At 30.1% G+C, this 19,438-nt stretch carries 18 protein-coding genes and 1 riboswitch; of the genes, 15 read left to right on the plus strand and 3 right to left on the minus strand.

Annotated features, from left to right (window positions below; all coding sequences use genetic code 11):
• The coding region (locus tag N5D90_RS05580; RefSeq protein ID WP_280061849.1) for a tetratricopeptide repeat protein at positions 1-1,103 on the minus strand (1,103 nt) is incomplete at its 3' end.
• Between the two features lie 24 nt (positions 1,104-1,127).
• Positions 1,128-2,582, minus strand: a complete 1,455-nt coding sequence (locus N5D90_RS05585; protein ID WP_407932342.1) for a tetratricopeptide repeat protein — start codon at positions 2,580-2,582, stop codon at positions 1,128-1,130.
• A gap of 727 nt (positions 2,583-3,309) precedes the next feature.
• Positions 3,310-3,404, plus strand: a riboswitch (TPP riboswitch).
• 66 nt (positions 3,405-3,470) lie between these two features.
• Between N5D90_RS05585 and N5D90_RS05590 the strand changes: the two genes are divergently transcribed.
• Both N5D90_RS05590 and N5D90_RS05595 read left to right on the plus strand, forming a co-directional pair.
• The gene (locus N5D90_RS05590; protein ID WP_280061851.1) at positions 3,471-5,609 is read left to right on the plus strand and encodes a TonB-dependent receptor; all 2,139 of its coding nucleotides are present in this window, start codon (positions 3,471-3,473) and stop codon (positions 5,607-5,609) included.
• Positions 5,610-5,686: 77 nt separating this feature from the next.
• Complete coding sequence (locus tag N5D90_RS05595; protein WP_038333191.1) at positions 5,687-6,130, plus strand: lipocalin family protein; 444 nt, start codon at positions 5,687-5,689, stop codon at positions 6,128-6,130.
• Positions 6,131-7,042: 912 nt separating this feature from the next.
• Here N5D90_RS05595 and N5D90_RS05600 read toward each other — a convergent pair.
• Positions 7,043-7,738 carry an ABC transporter ATP-binding protein gene (locus tag N5D90_RS05600; protein WP_125348933.1) on the minus strand — a complete coding sequence of 232 codons (696 nt, stop codon included), beginning with the start codon at positions 7,736-7,738 and terminating at the stop codon, positions 7,043-7,045.
• Between the two features lie 243 nt (positions 7,739-7,981).
• Here N5D90_RS05600 and N5D90_RS05605 point away from each other — a divergent pair, with 243 nt between their 5' ends.
• The 13 genes from N5D90_RS05605 to N5D90_RS05665 all read left to right on the plus strand — a co-directional run bounded on the left by N5D90_RS05605 (position 7,982) and on the right by N5D90_RS05665 (position 19,385).
• Positions 7,982-8,803: a prephenate dehydratase gene (locus N5D90_RS05605; protein WP_038333218.1), complete on the plus strand. Its 822-nt coding sequence runs from the start codon at positions 7,982-7,984 to the stop codon at positions 8,801-8,803.
• Entirely contained in the window at positions 8,800-9,942 is a 1,143-nt protein-coding gene (locus N5D90_RS05610) for a pyridoxal phosphate-dependent aminotransferase (RefSeq protein WP_280061852.1), read from the plus strand. The genes N5D90_RS05605 and N5D90_RS05610 overlap by 4 nt, the downstream gene beginning before the upstream one ends.
• Complete coding sequence (locus tag N5D90_RS05615) at positions 9,939-10,787, plus strand: prephenate dehydrogenase (RefSeq protein ID WP_280061853.1); 849 nt, start codon at positions 9,939-9,941, stop codon at positions 10,785-10,787. Before N5D90_RS05610 ends, N5D90_RS05615 begins: the two co-directional genes overlap by 4 nt.
• A gap of 46 nt (positions 10,788-10,833) precedes the next feature.
• A complete protein-coding gene (locus tag N5D90_RS05620) occupies positions 10,834-11,913 on the plus strand; it encodes a bifunctional 3-deoxy-7-phosphoheptulonate synthase/chorismate mutase type II (protein ID WP_115002148.1) in 1,080 nt (359 codons plus the stop codon).
• Positions 11,914-11,919: 6 nt separating this feature from the next.
• Entirely contained in the window at positions 11,920-12,840 is a 921-nt protein-coding gene (gene rsgA / locus N5D90_RS05625; protein ID WP_280061854.1) for a ribosome small subunit-dependent GTPase A, read from the plus strand.
• Positions 12,841-12,943: 103 nt separating this feature from the next.
• Complete coding sequence (locus tag N5D90_RS05630) at positions 12,944-13,216, plus strand: hypothetical protein (RefSeq protein ID WP_280061855.1); 273 nt, start codon at positions 12,944-12,946, stop codon at positions 13,214-13,216.
• 135 nt (positions 13,217-13,351) lie between these two features.
• Entirely contained in the window at positions 13,352-13,801 is a 450-nt protein-coding gene (gene dtd, locus N5D90_RS05635) for a D-aminoacyl-tRNA deacylase (protein WP_280061856.1), read from the plus strand.
• A 19-nt stretch (positions 13,802-13,820) separates the two neighbouring features.
• Positions 13,821-14,960, plus strand: a complete 1,140-nt coding sequence (locus N5D90_RS05640) for a DUF3857 domain-containing protein (protein ID WP_280061857.1) — start codon at positions 13,821-13,823, stop codon at positions 14,958-14,960.
• Between the two features lie 36 nt (positions 14,961-14,996).
• Positions 14,997-15,713 (plus strand): hypothetical protein, encoded by a 717-nt coding sequence (locus N5D90_RS05645; protein WP_280061858.1) that lies wholly within the window; start codon positions 14,997-14,999, stop codon positions 15,711-15,713.
• An 8-nt stretch (positions 15,714-15,721) separates the two neighbouring features.
• The gene (locus N5D90_RS05650) at positions 15,722-15,940 is read left to right on the plus strand and encodes a hypothetical protein (protein ID WP_280061859.1); all 219 of its coding nucleotides are present in this window, start codon (positions 15,722-15,724) and stop codon (positions 15,938-15,940) included.
• Positions 15,912-17,738, plus strand: coding sequence for a DUF3857 domain-containing protein (locus N5D90_RS05655; protein WP_280061860.1), 1,827 nt, complete (start codon positions 15,912-15,914; stop codon positions 17,736-17,738). The genes N5D90_RS05650 and N5D90_RS05655 overlap by 29 nt, the downstream gene beginning before the upstream one ends.
• A gap of 88 nt (positions 17,739-17,826) precedes the next feature.
• Positions 17,827-18,153, plus strand: a complete 327-nt coding sequence (locus N5D90_RS05660) for a nucleotide pyrophosphohydrolase (protein ID WP_038333238.1) — start codon at positions 17,827-17,829, stop codon at positions 18,151-18,153.
• Between the two features lie 2 nt (positions 18,154-18,155).
• A complete protein-coding gene (locus N5D90_RS05665; protein WP_280061861.1) occupies positions 18,156-19,385 on the plus strand; it encodes a 3-phosphoshikimate 1-carboxyvinyltransferase in 1,230 nt (409 codons plus the stop codon).
• Positions 19,386-19,438 lie beyond the last annotated feature (53 nt).

The raw sequence follows: 19,438 nt of genomic DNA on the forward strand, positions 1-19,438 counted from the left end.
TTGTAAAAAATTTCTAATGACTTAGTATTGTTATCAAATTGCTCTTGATCTGATGTTGAGATTAAATCTTTAGCTTGACGTTCATATTGTAAAGCTTTTTTTAAGTCATTCTTTTTCTCATAAATTCGAGCTATATTTCCTAATATTACCACTTTTACACGAGAAAAAATATCGTTATTATCTTTTGCTAAAGCATAAGATTTTAAATAAAATTTTTCAGCCAAATCAATATTTTCAGAATTTTCGTAGGCAGAACCTATGTTATTATAAGTAAAAGCTGTTATTTCATTGAATTTCTTATCATTTTCTGTTAAATTCAGAATGGTTTGATAATTCTTCATTGTCTCATCAAAAGTGTTTCCTTGATTGATTGTGGTAACCAAACTTCCGTAATTAAGATAATAAACAATTGTAGATCTTTTTTTGGCGTAAGAATATGTTATTTTTTGAGCATAGTTATATGATTCTTTATAGCTTGTTGTTGCAGAATCAATATAATTTTTATCTTGTGTTTCGTTGTATTTCTGTTTATAAAAGTAGCCTAAGTTACTGTATGTAAAATTAATTAATAGGTTATTTTTAGACTCAATAGCATGTTTATTAGAAAGAATTGCATCCCTTCTTGTGTTATTTTCTAAAGGATTTTTCGAATTGAAATTAAATCGTAAAAAATATAATTGTGTTAAAATAAAGTTCTCATTCGGATGTTTTGAAAATTCGTTAATACTTTCATTAATGTATTTAATGAATAGATCATTTTTATTTAGATTTTCATAATAACGAGCATATCCAAATTTAACATACGCATCATCGATAGGAGATTTTGTTTTTGCGGAAATGCTTTTTGCCTTACTTAAAGCTTCGCTCTTCTTAGTTTCGTCTTTAGTAGCATTATAGTAATCTGCTAAATAAACATATCCGATAATTTGCTTGCTTGGAAAATCATTTCTGATAAATTTTTCCTCTAAAATTTGCTTCGCTTTTTCAAAATCTTTGCTATACAAATAGGTGTAAACCAATTGTTGATCCTTATCTAAATCACTTTGTGCAGATAAATATTGGCTAAAAAAGACCAATAATAATACCCAAACTTTTCTCTTCATTTTGTAAATGATCCACTTTAATAATTATAATTCTAATGATTGAATAAATTTCTGCAAATCGACATCTTTACCTAAGCCAAGTTTCTGTTTCAAACGATATTTAGTCATTCGTACAGTTTTATTTTCAACTTTTAATAAATTGGAAATCTGTTGATTGTCCATATTAAGGTAGATGAAGGCTGCGTAATTTAAATCTTGAGTAGAGAGCCTGTTTTGAGATATTTCATTCATTTTCTTGAAAAAATTAGGATGAATATCTTGTACAATGGTTTGTAATCCGGTGAAATTACTATCTGTAAGACGTTCGTCTTTTAAAACTTTATTGATATTAAAATTCTTGTCTTCTTTTATTTTCTCTTTTAATTCGGTAATGAAAGAATTTTTGTTATTGAGTTGTAAAGATGTCGCCAATGCTTTTTTCTGCAATTGTTCTTGTTGAATATCCATTAACTTGCGTTCGGCAGTTAGCCTAGCTTTTTCTTCTAATTCTAATTTTAAAGTTAATGCCGTTTCCTGTTTTTCGGCTTCTAATAAATTAGTTTTCTGTTTATTCAATTTTTGTTTGTAGATAAACATATAAACCATAAAAACAATCCCAATTATAGAAATCGCAATAAGAACCAAATACAAAATACGCTGTTTTGTGAAAATTTTATTCTTTTCTGTTAATTGCTTAATTTCTTCATTTTTACGTTCAAAATTATAAAAAGCCTCTAATGAATTTCGCTTATTTTCATATGCTTTTTCATACGCTTTTTGTGTATAGATCAAAGCTTCTTTGTTAAATTTCAAAGCTTTTGATGGCTCATTATTTTTTTCGTAAAAATTTGAAATGGTTTTGACAACGATATTTAAAGAACTAATATCGTTTGTTTTCTTTTCAGATTTAATAATTTGATAGGCTTTCAAATAATACTTTTCAGCTTGTTTATCATTGCCTTTATTCTCCATAATTTCTGCATAAGTAGCATAACAAGTAGCTAATAATGCAGTATTATTAATTTTATTTGCATAATTAAGTGCAATATTTATGTACTTTTCAGCTAAATTGTATCGCTCACTATTACTTAAGTTTTTAAAGGGATAATTATTAATGACCGAGGCTAAATTATTATATGAAATAGATGCAGCTTTTACAGGTATTATATTGATTGTATTTTGATTGATATAATTAATGCTATTTTCTGCATTCTCAAAAATTTTGTCCAGATCTTTAGGATCATTTGTTTTTTGATATTTATTAAAATACATTACCATATAAGCAGAGTAAACGGAAATTAGCTCAGAAATAGATCCACTTTTTTTAGCATAATAGAATGCCTTGTTAATGTAATTTTCATATTCTTCTGAATAAATACCATTATAAGAATGTACTACAGACATTAATTGATAAATCTTAGACTTTAATAAATATTCTTCTGAATAACCATTAAGTATTTTTAATGCCTTATTCGAATAATAGATTGTTTTATCATACATACTATTCAATAAATACAATTTTGCAAAAGCATAAGATGTATATGAGTCATCTAACTTATCAACTGTTTTATCAGCTATTTCTTTAGCTAAATTAGCATATTTTAAAGCATTGTCGTAATCATCTTTATTTGCATAAAGATTAACAAAGTTTATATAGATAATTACTTTATTTAGTTGATTATCATTATTTCGTTTTAGTAAAATATTTAATTCTTCTTCAGCATCATTAAATTTTCCATCAATAGTGTTTTTTTCAATGTTATTAATGCTTTTTTGAATATCATTTTGAGCTAAAACGGGAAAAATTCCAATGAAAAGGATAAAAAAGGATAAAAAAGGTTTTAAAATTTGCAGTTTATGATTTATAAATTTGCAGTTTTGGTTTTAGGTAAAGAGTTTAAAATTAATGAGTAAAGATACAATAAAATAGTTTGTAGACAATTCGTAGACGCTTTTTTTTTTTGTCTGTAGACATTATGAGGCGTCGATTTTTTTGTGAAAACTAATTTCTACTGTTTCTTTGCTTCAGATTTAATAACCAATAAATCTAATTCATACCAACTAGACCAGTTGATTTTTATTAAAAGTCAATCAATCTATCTTCTATTACTAAACCCAAAAAAACCTTCGGCATACCAACCAGAAGGTTTTTTTATGCCCGAAAGTTTCTAAAGATAATCAAAAATGAAGAAATTTTTAAATTTCAAAAAAAAGATTACCTTTGAAATTCAATCGAAAGGGGTGCTTCTTTACAAGAGGCTGAGATTATACCCAAAGAACCTGGGCAGGTAATGCTGCTAAGGGAACTGGTACTTCACCAAATTACATTCGCGCGTAAATTATAAAAGTGTAAGATGGCTCCTTTCATAATATATTTTAAAATTAATTATGAAAAGGTCGATTTTTTTATTGTCATTATTTGGTGCATCTATTCTTTATGCACAAGAAAAAGATTCTATTCAAAAAGAAGAAATTCAATTAGGAGAAGTTTCAATTGTCGAAAAACTTCCAATTACAGTTGAAAAGGTAACTGATAAAATGTTACAAAAGAAGAATTTGGGGCAAGATGTTCCAACTTTGTTAAATTCTGCTACGTCTGTTTCTATAACTTCCGATACAGGAACTGGAATTGGTTATTCGTCTATCAAAATTCGTGGACTTAATGAACAATCTATCAACGTTACATTAAATGGAATTCCGCTTAATAATCCTGAATCTCAAGGTGTTTTTTGGGTGAATATGCCAGATTTGGCTTCGTCTACAAGCTCTATGATGATTCAGAGAGGAGTTGGAACTTCATCAAATGGAATGGCTTCTTTTGGAGCAAGTGTTAACATCGAATCTCAAAATCCTTCTACTGTTCCTTTTGCAGAAGCAAATGTTTCTTTCGGAAATTATAAAACGCAAAAATATACAGTTCAGGCTGGTACGGGAAAAATACTAAATAATAAATTGAGTATTGATGGACGTTTTTCTAAGATAAATTCGGATGGATATGTAGACAGATCTTGGTCAGATTTAATCTCTTATGATTTTACAGCTCTATATGAATTGAATGAAAAAACAAAGTTTAGATTTCAGAACATGTTTGGAAAAGAACAAACGTATCAAGCATGGAGTGGTGTAGATGCTAAAACTTTAAAAAATGATAGAACATATAATTTTGAAGGAGAGATTTTAGACGAAAATGGAAAGGTTGAAGGTTTTTATAAAAATCACACTGATAATTATCGTCAAAATCATTATTTTCTTTCGTGGTTACAAGATTTTGGGAATAATTGGAAATCAAATTTAACAGTTCATTACACAAAAGGTAAAGGTTATTACGAGAGCTATAAAAATGATCGCGGTTTGAAACGCTATAAATTGGATTATTTAACTTCAGATAAAAGAAATTTAATCAATCGAGAATATCTTGATAATGATTTTTATGGTTTTAATCTTGAAGTTGAAAATCAAAAATTAAACGATTTTAAAGTGTTTTTCGGATTATCTGCAAACGAATATGATGGCGATCATTATGGAAATGTCTTATGGGTAAAAGGAACAGATTTTAAGGATAAGGATTTCAAATATTACAACAATCGTTCTGTGAAAAAACAATTGGCTGCATATGCGAAAGTGTTGTATCAATTGAATAAGTTTGAATTATTTGGTGATTTGCAATATCGTTATGTTGATTATGATGCGAAATATTTGCCAAATGGAGAAAATGATGACGAAGATTTCAGACCATTTTCGGATAAATTCAATTTTGTGAATCCAAAAGCTGGGATAAATTTTAAAATTAATTCTTCAAATATGATGTATGCTTCTTATGGAATTTCGCATCGTGAGCCACTTCGTGTAGATTATGAGAATAATGGCAAGCGTCCGACGGCTGAATTTTTACAAGATTATGAATTGGGTTATAAAAAGTCAGGACAGTTATCATTGAGCGCAAATGTGTATTATATGGCGTACAAAAATCAATTGGTCCCAACTGGGAAATTGAATGATGTAGGAACGCCGATTCGCGAAAATTCAGGAAAAAGTTATAGACGAGGAGTAGAATTTGATGCAAACTATAAGATTATTCCGAATCGTTTGAATGTTTTTGGAAATATTACGTTTAGCGAAAACAAACACGATAATTACAAAGAAGAAGTTTGGGATACTGATGGAAATTCTTCTGTCAAAGAGTACGGAAAGACAAAAATTGCGCTTTCACCAGATGTGATTTCGGCTTTTGGTTTTGAAGTTATTCCTTTCAAAAACCTGTTGATTAATTTGACGAATAAATATGTTGGTGAACAATATTTATCAAATACAGAACCCGCAGATGGAAAATTAGATAGTTATTTGGTTTCGGATCTTTTGATTCGATATTCGCCCAAAGTAAAAGGAATTAAAAACCTTGAATTTTCGTTTTTGATTAATAATTTATTTGATGTGAAATACGAATCGAATGGTTACTATTACGAAGGTGGATATTATTTCCCTCAAGCCGGAATTAATGTTTTGGGCGGAGTTGGAATTCGTTTGTAGTTATTTTCTTTTAATAGTTATTGTTTTTTTAGATGATAATTATATTTTTGTTAATTAACAATGTAAATTTCAATAATATGAAAAAATTATTAAGTCTTTTAACAATAGGAGCTTTATCATTGAACTTCTTTAGTTGTAAAGATGATGATGACTCAGGAAAATCTTTAGATGATAAAATTGTCGGAATCTGGAAACTTGAAAAAACAGTTTATCAGGAGACAGGTACACCAGATGAAGTAGAATATCCTGATGATTGTGCTAAAAAGTCTACAACAACTTTTAATAAAGACAATACGTATAAAAGTGATGAGTATTATACCGATTATCAAACTGATAAATGTATCAATGAGGTTTATGGAGGTATATATAAAATAGAAAAAGGAAACTTACACATAATAGATGACGAAACTATTTTTAAAATTCAAGAAATTTCATCTAATAAAATGGTTTTACTTCTTGAAGAAGATGTAGATTTAGATGGAAAAGTTGATTCTAAAGTTATTGTTACTTTTATAAAATAAAAAAGCTCAATAATTTAACACTACCCCCAAAAAGTTAGAAACAATTTGGGGGTATTTTTATGAAAAGAAGAGTAAAATATGATTTTGCATTTAAATTAAATATCTAAAGAAGGAGATAAAACAATATATTTACTATTAAAGGACAAAGGAACAATTTTCCATGACGCAAGTCAAGGATTTATAGTATTAGGAGAATTCGAGTTTTCTAAAAATGTTACCTTTTCTCATGATAAACTGGTTTTTAATAAGTTTTTAAGATGGGTGAATAATTAAGAAAGCTAAATTAGTATTTCTTAAGGAAATTACGGGAGTTTATTCTAAAAGACTAATAAACAACTAATTCCTTAATTAAATAAACAAATTACTCATTGTAAATTAAAAATAGAAAAACTTATAAAATCGGATGAATATCTGAATAATAAAGTTCAAAACTACTAACCATTAAAGGTACTGGATTAATGACTATCGCAACGATGCTTACTGAAACGATGTGTTTTAAATGTTAAAAAAAATAAAGCAATTTTCGAGTTTTGCAGATTATAATTTTATGAGAAGAGAATTAGGAACATCAGTAAAAGAGCAAACAAAAATATCTAAAAAAAGGCAACAGATATATCCGTAATACCATATATTTTCCATTTATGGGAGCTTGTAGATTTAACCTAATAATGAAGGAAGTTTATACCAAAATAAATGATAAAAATACATCAAGAATGATAGGGCAAGTCAGCAAAAACTGTTAGTTTGAAATTATACTTTATGGGAATTATACAATTTTTGATACTGATTATAATAAAGTAACCTCAGTAAAAACTGAGGCTACACAAGATACTTTAACAAAGTAAAACTCCTTTAATTTTTGTAAAGATAAAATTTTGGTCTAAATAGTTGTTTATTTAAATAGTGCCTTTTTTATTGTGTTAAAACATGAAAAGCTTCTTCCAAGTTTTTATATTGTCCTTTAAACTCTTCTATCGGTTGATCTGCCACAATTTTTCCTTTATTCAACAAGATTACACGTGAACAAAGCGCTTCCACTTCTTGCATAATATGTGTAGAAAGAATCACCGTTTTTTCCTTTCCAATCTCTTTAATTACCTCTCTAATTTCAATAATCTGATTTGGATCCAAACCATTTGTAGGTTCATCTAAAATCAAAATTTCTGGACTCGAGATAATCGCTTGCGCCAATCCGACACGTTGTTTATATCCTTTTGATAATTGATGAATTTTCTTATGTTTCTCAGGCGATAAACCTACTTTTTCGATGACTTCATCAATTTTTGATTTAGGCACATTTCGAATATTTGTGACAAATTCCAAATACTCTTTTACATACATATCCATGTACAATGGATTATTTTCTTGCAAAAATCCAATCAACTTTTTCGATTCAATTGGTTGTGTCGAAACATTAAAATCATTCACAGAAATTTCACCAGAATCTGCATTTATTGCATTGGTAATACTTTTCATCAATGTCGATTTTCCTGCTCCATTTGGTCCAAGTAAGCCAACAACTTCGCCATTATTTATCGAAAACGAAACTTTGTCTAAAGCCACTTGTTCACCGTATTTTTTTACTAAATCTGTAATGATTATTCCCATTTGATGAAAAATTTTCGATAAAATTAGCAAAAAAGATTTGGATAACTGAAAAATTATTTTTTAGATTTGTAGAACAATTAGAAAAACGAAATGGCAACATTCAATTATTTTAACGCATTCTTTTTTTACTTTTTTGGGTATTATCCAGGAGAGCAGGGACTGCGTTGTCAAAATTGATTGTTAACATTCATAATAAGATAATATAAAGTCTCGCAATTTGTGGGACTTTTTTTGTGGAAAAAAATGAAAAATAGAGTTGCAATACAAGGTTACATTGGTTCATATCATCACGAAGCTGCCAATAATTATTTAGGAAATGACATCGAAATTGTAGAATGCGACACGTTCAAAACTTTAGCAAAGTCACTTACAAAGGGAAAAGTAGACACAGCAATTATGGCAATAGAAAATACAATTGCTGGAGCAATTTTACCAAACTATGCGTTGCTAACGAAATATAATTTGAAAGTTGTTGGAGAAATTTATTTATCAATCCAACATCAATTGATGGTCAAAAAAGGACAAACTTTAGACGATGTAAAAGAAGTTCGTTCGCACCAAATGGCATTGTTACAATGTGATAAGTTCCTTGAAAAACATCCAACTTGGCGCGTTGTAAATGATATCGATACCGCATTAACAGCCAAAGATATTGTGGAGCAAGATTTACATGATGTAGCTGCAATTGCCTCAAGAAAAGCGGCAGAAGTTTATGGATTAGATATTTTAGCTTCGAGTATTCAGACGTTTCAAGATAATTTCACTCGCTTTTTTGTATTGCAACGCGAGCATAACGATTACGAAGATTTCAACAAAGTTTCGATGCGTTTTTCTGTTCCACACCAGTCTGGTGCTTTGGTTGACGTGTTAAATCAAATTGCAGAATGTGGAATAAATATGGACAAAATACAATCTGTTCCGATTATTGAAAAACCTTGGGAATACTCTTTCCACATTGATATTACGTTCGAGCAAAAAGAACAATATTATGAATTGCTTGGAAAAATTGCACGAAAATTAACGGATTTAGAAATATTAGGCGAATATAAACTGGGAAAAAAATGATAGCAGAAGCCCAACGATTACAAAGTGTTCAGGAATATTATTTCTCGAAAAAATTACAAGAAATAGCGAACATGAAAACCGACATTCCAATCATTTCATTAGGAATTGGAAGTCCAGATTTACAACCTCATCCAGATGTGATCGAGGAATTAATCAAAAGCTCGCAAAGCGGAATCAATGGCTATCAAAGTTATCGTGGAATTCCAGAAATGCGCGAAGCTATGGCAAGTTTTTACAAAAACAAGTTTGATGTAGACGCCAATCCTTCTACAGAAATTTTGCCATTAATGGGTTCTAAAGAAGGAATTATGCACATTTCTATGGCTTTTCTGAATGAAGGTGATAAAGTTTTAATTCCAAATCCTGGTTATCCAACATATTCGTCGGTTACAGAATTAGTTCAAGCAGAACCGTTGTTTTACGATTTAAAAAATGAAAATGATTGGCTTCCAGATTTTGATCAGTTAGAAAAACTAGCAGAACAAAAACCAAAAATTATGTGGCTCAATTATCCACATATGCCAACAGGAGCCAAAGCTCCAAAAGACGTTCTTAGAAAATTAGTAGAGTTTGCAACTCGTCACAATATTTTAATCGTTAATGATAATCCGTATAGTTTTATTTTGAACGATGAACCAACAAGTATTTTAGAAATTGAAGGTGCAAAAGATGTTTGTATAGAACTGAATTCATTAAGCAAAACCTTTAATATTGCAGGTTGGCGAGTAGGAATGGTGATCGGAAAAGAAAGTTTCATCAATTCTATTTTAAAAGTGAAATCAAATATGGATTCGGGAATGAATTTTGCTATACAAAAAGCCGCTACAAAAGCTCTTTTAGTTGATGATTCTTGGTACGATGAGTTGACAAAAGTTTACGCAGAAAGACGAAAAATTATTTGGGAAATCGCTGATCTCTTAAATGTAAAATATAATCCCAATGCAGCAGGAATGTTTATTTGGGCGAAGCTTCCAGAAGGAAAAGATGATAAAGAATTTATTGATGAAATTTTATACGATAAAAAAGTATTTATCACGCCAGGAAGTATTTTCGGAAGTAATGGTGAAGGATTTATTCGATTCTCACTTTGCGCACCCGTCGAGAAGTTGATTGAAGTAAAGAAAAGATTAGAAGCATGAAAACAATTTCAGTAATCGGTTTAGGATTAATCGGAGGTTCTTTTGCTTTAGCGTTAAAAAAAGTTGGTGTTGCCGAAAAAATAATCGGTGTTGATCAAAATATTGAACATCAAATACAAGCTTTAGAATTAGGAATTGTAGATGAAATTGCTCCTTTGAATGAAGCGCTTTCTCAATCAGATTTAGTGGTAATTGCAGTTCCAATTAATTCAATTCAAAATGTTTTACCAGAAATTTTAGATCAAATTAATGATAAAACAATTGTAATGGACATGGGATCGACAAAAGCTGGAATTTGTAAAAAAGTAGCAAATCACCTCAAAAGAAAACAATTTGTTGCTACACATCCAATCGCAGGAACGGAAAATTCTGGGCCAAAAGCAGCTTTTCCTGAATTGTTTTTAAACAAAGTTGCGATTTTGTGTGATGTTGAACAAAGCGAAAAAGAAGCAGTAAAAAAAGTGAGAAAAATTTATCAATCGCTTTGGATGAATGTCAAAACAATGACTTCGGATGCGCATGATGCGCACATTGCGTACGTTTCTCATCTTTCACATATTACATCTTTCGCTTTAGGACAAACAGTTTTGGAAGAAGAAAAGAATGAAGATGCAATTTTTGATATGGCTGGATCTGGTTTCGAATCTACAGTTCGTTTGGCAAAAAGTTCACCAGATATGTGGACGCCAATTTTGATTCAGAATCGAGAAAATTTACTCAATGCTATTGATGCTTATCAAACACAAATTTCTAAAATCAGAAAAATGATCGAAGAAAAAGATGCAGAAGATATTCATCAATATTTAAAAAACACAAACGACATACGTCGAATATTAAATAAATAATTACTCTCAAATAAAATAAATATTAAACCTTAAATTTGTAAATGTTATGGAAAACAATAACTGGATAAAAGAATACGACAAACCAATGATCATCGCTGGACCTTGTAGTGCAGAAAGTGAAAAACAAATGATGACAATCGCTGAAGATTTGGACAAAGATTATGTGCAAGTTTTCCGTGCGGGAATTTGGAAGCCTCGTACTAAACCAAATTGTTTCGAAGGAGTTGGTGCAATCGGATTAAACTGGTTGAAAAAAGTAAAAGACGAATTCGGAATGAAAATCGCAACTGAAATCGCCAATGCAAATCACGCAAAATTAGCGTTAGAATATGATGTTGACGTTTTATGGATTGGTGCTCGTTCTACGGTAAACCCTTTTACAGTACAAGAAATTGCTGAAGCTTTACGTGATACAGACAAAACAGTTTTGGTTAAAAATCCTGTAAATCCAGATTTAGATTTATGGATTGGTGCTTTGGAACGTTTAGAAGGTCAAGGAATCAAAAATTTAGGTGCTATTCACCGTGGTTTCTCAACATACAAAAAGACAAAATACCGTAACAATCCGCAATGGCAAATTGCGTTAGATTTCAAAAACAAATTGCCAAACGTGCCAATTATTTGTGATCCATCACACATTTGTGGAAACAGAACAGGATTATTTGATGTTGCGCAGCAAGCCTTCAACTTCGAATATAATGGATTGATGATTGAAACGCATAACAATCCTGATGAAGCTTGGTCTGATGCAGCTCAACAAGTAACACCAGCGCGTTTATTAGAAATCTTGAAAGATTTAGAAATTCGTGTTTCTGATGATCCAGATGCAATTTACAAAACTGGAATTCAGAATTTACGTCATCAAATTGATGAATTAGATAATTCTATTTTAGATGCAATTGCTCAACGTATGAAAGTTGCAAACTCTATCGGAGAATTAAAAAAAGAACATAATGTGGCAGTTTTTCAGCCAGATCGTTGGAAACAAATCAAAGATAATTCTGTAAAAGCAGGAGTTTCTTTAGGTTTATCTGAGGATTTTGTTGACAAATTATTGCAAGCAATTCACCAAGAATCTGTTGCGCAACAAAACCAAATTATGGTAAAAAAAGAAGAAAAAATTTAAACAATATTGAAAGGAATTGTCATAAAATCTACTGGTAGTTGGTATCATCTTTTAACCAAAGATGGTACAACTTATCAGGCAAGAATTAGAGGAAAATTTAGAATAGCCAATATCAAACATACCAATCCAATTGCTGTTGGAGACGAGGTTGAGTTTGAGATTGACAAAGATGATATTGCTGTCATTACAAAAATTCATGATCGCAAAAATTACATCATTCGAAAATCTGTTAATCTATCCAAAAAAACGCACATTATTGCGTCTAACATTGATGTTGCATTTTTGGTTGTAACGCTTTCTAATCCCAAAACTTCGTTTGGTTTTATTGACCGTTTTTTGATTACTGCCGAGGCTTATCATATTCCCGTTGTGATTTTATTTAATAAAATGGATTCGTACACGGAAGATGAAATGGCTGAGTTAGAAATTTATAAATCAATTTACAATTCTATCGGTTACGAAAGTCTTGATATTTCTGCTGAAACAGGACTAAATTTAGACCTTGTAAAAGATCGAATGAAAGATAAAGTAAGCTTGGTTTCGGGACATTCTGGTGTTGGAAAATCAACTTTATTGAATACGTTAAATCCTGATTTAAACTTAAAAACGCACGAAGTTTCTGATTTTAATAGCAAAGGACAACATACCACAACTTTTGCCCAGATGTACGAATGGCCTTTTGGAGGTTTCATTATCGATACGCCTGGAATTAAAGAATTTGGTTTGGTTCATATCGACAAAACAGAATTACAAGGTTATTTTCCTGAAATTTTAGAACTGAAACACAATTGTAAATTTGATAATTGTATTCACGTGAACGAGCCAAAATGTGCTGTGCGTGATGCAGTAGAAAATGGTGAAATCGCAGTTTCTCGCTACGAAAATTATCTCACTTTTTTAGAAGAAGATATTTATACCGAAAAATAAAATTTGAGCCGTTTCTTATGAAATGGCTTTTTTATTTTCTCAAATTACGGTTTCCCGTAAAAATAATTCAATTTCTCATTTTATTTTTGTTAAAATTAATTGAATGAGCAATTTATATGTACAAATCGCTTTAGATTTTGTGGAATGTACAAAGGAACAAAAAGAAAGATTTTTGTTGCATTTAGAAGATTTAAATTGGAAACCATTAAATCCAAATAAATTGTGGATTGCTAAATTTGATAATTCTGAAAATAAAGAAAATAAACTAAAAAATATAGAACAAGAAATCATCAAAGCAAAAGAAATATCAAAGCTCTATGAGTTAGATTATGCGATAATTGCAGATGAGGAAATCTATTTTAACCAACTAACTTAAACCTATAGCGATTGCTTTCTAAACTTAAATTACAACAAGCGTTATTGCACATTTAAAAGATGAGTTTTAACGCTTTTTTATTTGTTAAATTTTTCATAAATTTCAATCAGTTTAATACCAATTAAAACAATATTTATGCGAGTGATTTTACAGCGTGTGCAACATGCTTCTGTAAAGGTAGATGGAGAAATAACTGGGAAAATAGAAAACGGAATTTTAGCTCTGGTTGGTTTTGAACCTGATGATACGGAGGAAGATTTTGAATGGATTTCGAAAAAAATAATTCAACTCCGAATTTTCAATGATGAAAATGACGTGATGAATTTGGATGTACAGCAAACAAATGGAGATATTTTGGTTGTGTCTCAATTTACGTTGCATGCTTCTACGAAAAAAGGAAATCGTCCGTCATATATCAAAGCGTCAAAACCAGATCTAGCAAACGTACAATATGAAACATTTTTGAACGTTTTAGAATCAAATTTTAAACCTGTACAAAGAGGAATTTTTGGTGCAGATATGAAAGTCGAATTGTTGAATGATGGTCCAGTAACCATTTTTATCGATTCAAAAAATAAAGAATAACTTGATTAATAGATATTGAATGAAACAAACTCTACTTTTTTCAACTTTTTTAATTAGTTCATTTTCTTTTGCGCAAAACTATGCAGTCGATCAAATTCCAGCCGATTTGATAAAAGATGCTTATGCAGTTGTGCGAAAAAATGAAGAAAAAATAGAACTTCTAAAAGTTGATGAATTAAAATATACGGAAGATGTTGTCGTAACGGTTTTGAGTAAAGCGGGCGATAATTATGTTGGTGCGCAAGCGAACTATGATCCGAATACAAAAATTGACTTATTCGAAGCAACTTTGTATGATGCAAACGGAAAGGAAATTAAAAAATTCAAGACCAAAGATTTTGGTGATCAAAGTTATGTAACGGGTGGACAAATGTACACGGATGATCGCGTGAAATATTTGAATTACACTCCAACCAATTATCCTTACACGATACATTATAAAATTATTACAACGAACAAAAATACACTTTGGATTCCGCGTTGGTCACCAATTCGAGCAGCAAATTTATCGATCGAAAAATCATCTTATCAATTTGTCAATAAAACATCTTCTACTATTCGATTGAAAGAAGATAATTTTAAAGGTTTTGACATAGCAAAAACAGGAGATAACAATAATTTGAGCTATTCATTAAATAATGTTTTGGCATTTAATGAAGAAGATCAAATGGTTGGAAGTCAAAAAATATTTCCTCGCGCTATTTTAGCTTCAAATCAAATTAATATCGATGGTGTTAAAGGAAATTTTGACAATTGGAATGATTATGGAAAATGGACTTTTGATAATTTAATTCGTTCAAAATTAGATTTTACTCCATCTCAAAAATCAACTTTTCAAAATATGGTAAAAGATGCAAAATCGGACGAAGAAAAAGTTCAGATTTTGTACAAACATTTGCAAAATAAAGTTCGATATATTGGTGTACAATTAGGAATTGGAGGACTTTCGCCTTTTCCAAATTCTTATGTTGAGAGCAAAAGTTATGGCGATTGTAAAGCCTTATCTAATTATATGATTGGAATGTTAGATGCGGTAAATATTAAATCGTATCACACGATATTATTTGCTGGAAATCCAATTGATATTGACGAACAAATGATGTATCAACAAGGAAATCACATGATTGTTTATGTGCCTCTAAACGGAAAAGATATTTAGTTAGAAGCAACAAGTCAAACAGCTCCATATAATTATTTGGGTGATTTTGCAGGAAATAGAAAAGTATTAATTGTTGATGAAAAAGGTGGAAAAATTATTCCTTCGCAACAATTTAGAACTGAAGATAATGAATTATTCGTCAATGGAAATGCAACGCTTTTAGCGGATGGAACATTAAATTTTAATTTTTCTGAAACCTCAAAAGGATTGATTTACGAGAATTTTTCAAGATTTAATCAATTAAGCGAAAAAGATCTTGATGTTCGTCTAAAAAATCGTTTTTCTTATTTGCAAGGAATATCATTCAAAAAGAAAGAATTTAATAATGATTGGAAAAATGCTGTTTTTACTTCAAATTTCGAGTTTTCAGCACCAAATTATGCTAAAATTCAAGGAAATAACATCATTCTGAATATTATTCCAGTAAATAAAGAAGAGACTTCTGTCAAAAAAATGAAAGACAGAAAGTTTGATTTCAACATCGAAACAGGATATGTTGACGAAGTTTTCTATACATTGACGCTTCCTTCTGGTTATAAATTGCCACAAAAATTTGATGCAATTACCGTGAAATCTGCTTTTGGAGAGTATCAATTAGAAATCAATCCGAAAGAAAATAATACATTCGAAATCAAACGAATTTACAAACAATTTTCTGGAACTTTTTCGAAAGAAAAATACAACGAATATGTAGAATTTCGTAGACAGATTTCGGGTTACGACAACACAAAACTAATTTTAGAAAAATTATAACACTATTTATGAAAACAATATTTACAATTGTTGCTACTGTTGCAACCGTTTCGAGCTTTGCACAAGATGTGAAATTTGGAAAACTCTCAAAACAAGATTTCGAGAAAACAAAAAGCTCAATTCAAGCTGATGCTCCTGCTGAAGTTTTATATGCCGACGGAAATTATAAAGTCACTTTTAATACCAGTCAAGGAGGTGTTGAGCAAACAAAGAAAGTTTTTTTATAGAATAATTGTATTTGATAAAGATAAAACACCAGATGATGTTTTGAAAGTTGAAATTCCTCTTTACAAAAGTTCTGGCTCTGATCAAGATAAATTAATCTCCTTAAAAGCTATTACTTATAACTTAGAAAATGGTAAAATTGTTGAACAAAAAGTTGAGAAAAAAGATATTTTCTTAGATAAAGTACATCGTTTTTTAGACAAACAAACTTTTACGTTTCCTAATGTAAAAAATGGATCTATTTTAGAATACACCTACGAAATAGTTTCTCCATTTGTTCGACAAACTGATACGTGGTATTTTCAAGGATCTATTCCTGTAGTTACAAGTAATTTTACGTTCCAAAATCAGGAATACTTTAATTATCAACAAGATTTGAGAGGTGGATTTGCTCCGAAAATTTCAAAAAATTCAAAGGAAGATACGTTTACAAGTACTTCATTTGGACAAAGAGGAGCTACATTTAACGGAGGTATTGGTAAACAAGGAGCCACAACAGAAAATATAAAATTAAAAATCAATACACTAACCTATTCATTAACTAATTTACCTTCTTATTCTCGCGAAGCATATGTACTTAATCCAAGAAATATGTTAGCAAGTGTACAGTTCGAATTAGCTTCTTTTATTGCACCAGGAAGAACTTCAGAAAATTATGCAACAACTTGGGATCGAATTGGAAAAGATTTAATGGATCAAGAGGATTTTGGTAGACAATTGAATGGAAATAATTTCTTAGATGAAACTGTAAACGCTATAATTGCTGGTAAAGCAACAAACAACGAAAAAGTGTCTGCTATTTTTGAATATGTGAAAAATAATTTTACTTGGAATGAATATCATGGTGTAACAACAGAAAAAGGGTTGAGAAAAACTTTTAACGAAAAATCTGGGAATTCTGCTGATATTAATCTTATGCTTACAACTATGTTGCGTAAAGCTGGATTAGACGCAAATCCAATTGTTTTGAGTACGTTGCAAAATGGTTTAATCAATTATTCGTTTCCTTCTCGTAGCAAATTGAATTATGTAATTGTTGGAACAACTATAGATAATGAGTTTTATTTGATGGATGCAACTGATAAAAATGCTCAAATTAATTTGTTACCAATTCGAGCAATTAACGATCGCGGATTTATGGTAAATGATAAAGGAATCAAAGAAGTTCCTTTGCGTAATTCGGTTATGACCAATGATAAAAAATCAATTACAGCTGATTTAAAAGCAGACGGAACATTAACTGGAAATTTTTCGAATGTTCGCGATAATTATTTTTATATGTTTGATAAAAGTGAAATCGCAGATGATCCAAAAGCGTTCGAAAAAGAATTTATAGAAGATTATAATTTTGAAATTTCAGAATTTAAAACACAAGACAACAAGCAAAATTTAATTCGTCATCAATTCAAATTTGATGATATTAAAGTAGATGTGGCTGGAAATAAAATATTATTCAATCCATTTTTATTTGTTGCGAATACAAAACATAATTTAAATCTAGATCAACGTAATTATAACATTGAATTTGGAGCACCAACTACGAATACAAATACAGTTAAAATTAAAATTCCAGAAGGTTACAAAGTCGAATCTTTGCCAACAGAAAAACAATTTACAATGCCCGATCAAACTGGTGGTTATGCGTATAAAGTAATTGAGAAAGATGGTTTTATTATCGCTGAAGCCCAAAAAGTCATTCCATATAGTATTTTACCTGCGCAATATTACAAACCATTGAAAGAATTTTTAACAAATATCATTAATGCAGAAAGTCAGCAAGTGATTTTGGTAAAACAATAAAAAATATTCTAAACATCGAATAAAGCCAACTCCAAATACGAGTTGGCTTTTTATTTTTGTACCTTTAACTTTTAAAATTTAAAATAAGATGAGCCTTAAACAAGCACAAACAGACGTTGATAATTGGATCAAAGAACATGGTGTTCGCTATTTTAACGAGTTAACAAATATGGCACAACTAACCGAAGAGGTTGGAGAAGTTGCTCGTATTATTGCGCGTCGTTACGGTGAACAATCGGAGAAAGAATCAGATAAAAACAAAGATCTTGGCGAAGAATTGGCAGATGTTATTTTTGTAGCACTTTGTTTGGCGAATCAAACAGGTGTTGATTTAGAATCAGCTTTTTACAAAAAATTAGATTACAAAACAAAACGTGACCACGATCGTCATCAAAATAATGATAAATTAAAATAAATATGATTGAAATTTCTGCTCTAAAATCTCCGATAAATAATCAATTAGCCATCACAGGTTCTAAAAGCGAAAGCAATCGTTTGTTGTTATTAAGTCAATTATTTGAGAATGTTTTGACATTAGAAAATGTTTCAAATTCAGAAGATTCTCAATTAATGCAAAAAGCGTTAGCCAACAAAACTGATTTAGTTGATATTCACCACGCGGGAACTGCTATGCGATTTTTAACAGCTTATTTTTCTATTCAAGATGGACGAAAAATAACGTTGACAGGCTCTGATAGAATGAAACAACGACCAATAAAAGTTTTGGTTGACGCCTTGAATGAGTTGGGTGCAGAAATTTCGTATCAAGAAAACGAAGGCTATCCACCTTTATCGATTGTAGGAAAAAAAATAACGAAAGATTCCATTACAATTCCTTCTAATATTAGTTCTCAATATATTTCAGCTTTATGTTTGATAGGAACAAAATTAGAAAATGGATTAACGATAAATCTTGATGGAAAAATTATTTCTGTTCCTTATATTCAAATGACAATTCAGTTGTTGAATAAAGTTGGAATTAATGCAATTTTCGAAGGAAATACAATCAAAATTCCTTTTACTGAAAACATCAAAGCTCAAACATTACAAGTAGAATCAGATTGGAGTTCAGCTTCATATTATTACAGTTTGATTGCTTTATCTAAAAATTCGGAAGTAAAAATCTCAACTTATTTCGAAGATTCTTTACAAGGAGATTCAGCTTTACAATATATTTATGCAGAAAATTTTGGTGTAATTTCAACTTTTGAAAATGGAGTTTTAACATTGAAGAATAATGAAAATTTCACTCTAAAATCTATCATCGAATTAAATTTAATCAATACTCCAGATATTGCACAGACGATTGCTGCAACTTGTGTGGGATTGAAAGCAAAATGTCATTTAACTGGTTTGGAAACACTAAAAATTAAAGAAACCGATCGTTTGGTTGCACTTAAAAATGAGTTGGAAAAATTTGGAGCAATTATTACAATTACAAACGATTCTTTAACGATAGAAGGTTATCATAATTTTGAAGAAACGCCGACTTTAGCGACTTACAATGACCATAGAATGGCAATGTGTATGGCGCCTTTGGCTCAAATTTACCCAATTCGAATTGAGAATGAAATGGTCGTAGAAAAATCATATCCAACATTTTGGGAAGATTGGAAACAACTTGGTTTTGAAATTAAATCGATTTAAAATATAAACTAAAAAATCCGCTTAATAAGCGGATTTTTTTAGTTTATAAAGTT

The organism is Empedobacter sp. GD03797 (genome assembly GCF_029842105.1).
In the GTDB taxonomy this organism is placed as follows: domain Bacteria; phylum Bacteroidota; class Bacteroidia; order Flavobacteriales; family Weeksellaceae; genus Empedobacter; species Empedobacter falsenii_C.

Excerpts from the sequence above, each read along its gene's own strand:
- N5D90_RS05585 (WP_407932342.1), bottom strand. The coding sequence starts at position 2,582 with ATGTATGATAAAACAATCTATTATTCGAATAAGGCATTAAAAATACTT.
- N5D90_RS05590 (WP_280061851.1), top strand. The coding sequence starts at position 3,471 with ATGAAAAGGTCGATTTTTTTATTGTCATTATTTGGTGCATCTATTCTT.
- N5D90_RS05595 (WP_038333191.1), top strand. The coding sequence starts at position 5,687 with ATGAAAAAATTATTAAGTCTTTTAACAATAGGAGCTTTATCATTGAAC.
- N5D90_RS05600 (WP_125348933.1), bottom strand. The coding sequence starts at position 7,738 with ATGGGAATAATCATTACAGATTTAGTAAAAAAATACGGTGAACAAGTG.
- N5D90_RS05605 (WP_038333218.1), top strand. The coding sequence starts at position 7,982 with ATGAAAAATAGAGTTGCAATACAAGGTTACATTGGTTCATATCATCAC.
- N5D90_RS05610 (WP_280061852.1), top strand. The coding sequence starts at position 8,800 with ATGATAGCAGAAGCCCAACGATTACAAAGTGTTCAGGAATATTATTTC.
- N5D90_RS05615 (WP_280061853.1), top strand. The coding sequence starts at position 9,939 with ATGAAAACAATTTCAGTAATCGGTTTAGGATTAATCGGAGGTTCTTTT.
- N5D90_RS05620 (WP_115002148.1), top strand. The coding sequence starts at position 10,834 with ATGGAAAACAATAACTGGATAAAAGAATACGACAAACCAATGATCATC.
- N5D90_RS05630 (WP_280061855.1), top strand. The coding sequence starts at position 12,944 with ATGAGCAATTTATATGTACAAATCGCTTTAGATTTTGTGGAATGTACA.
- dtd (WP_280061856.1), top strand. The coding sequence starts at position 13,352 with ATGCGAGTGATTTTACAGCGTGTGCAACATGCTTCTGTAAAGGTAGAT.
- N5D90_RS05640 (WP_280061857.1), top strand. The coding sequence starts at position 13,821 with ATGAAACAAACTCTACTTTTTTCAACTTTTTTAATTAGTTCATTTTCT.
- N5D90_RS05650 (WP_280061859.1), top strand. The coding sequence starts at position 15,722 with ATGAAAACAATATTTACAATTGTTGCTACTGTTGCAACCGTTTCGAGC.
- N5D90_RS05660 (WP_038333238.1), top strand. The coding sequence starts at position 17,827 with ATGAGCCTTAAACAAGCACAAACAGACGTTGATAATTGGATCAAAGAA.
- N5D90_RS05665 (WP_280061861.1), top strand. The coding sequence starts at position 18,156 with ATGATTGAAATTTCTGCTCTAAAATCTCCGATAAATAATCAATTAGCC.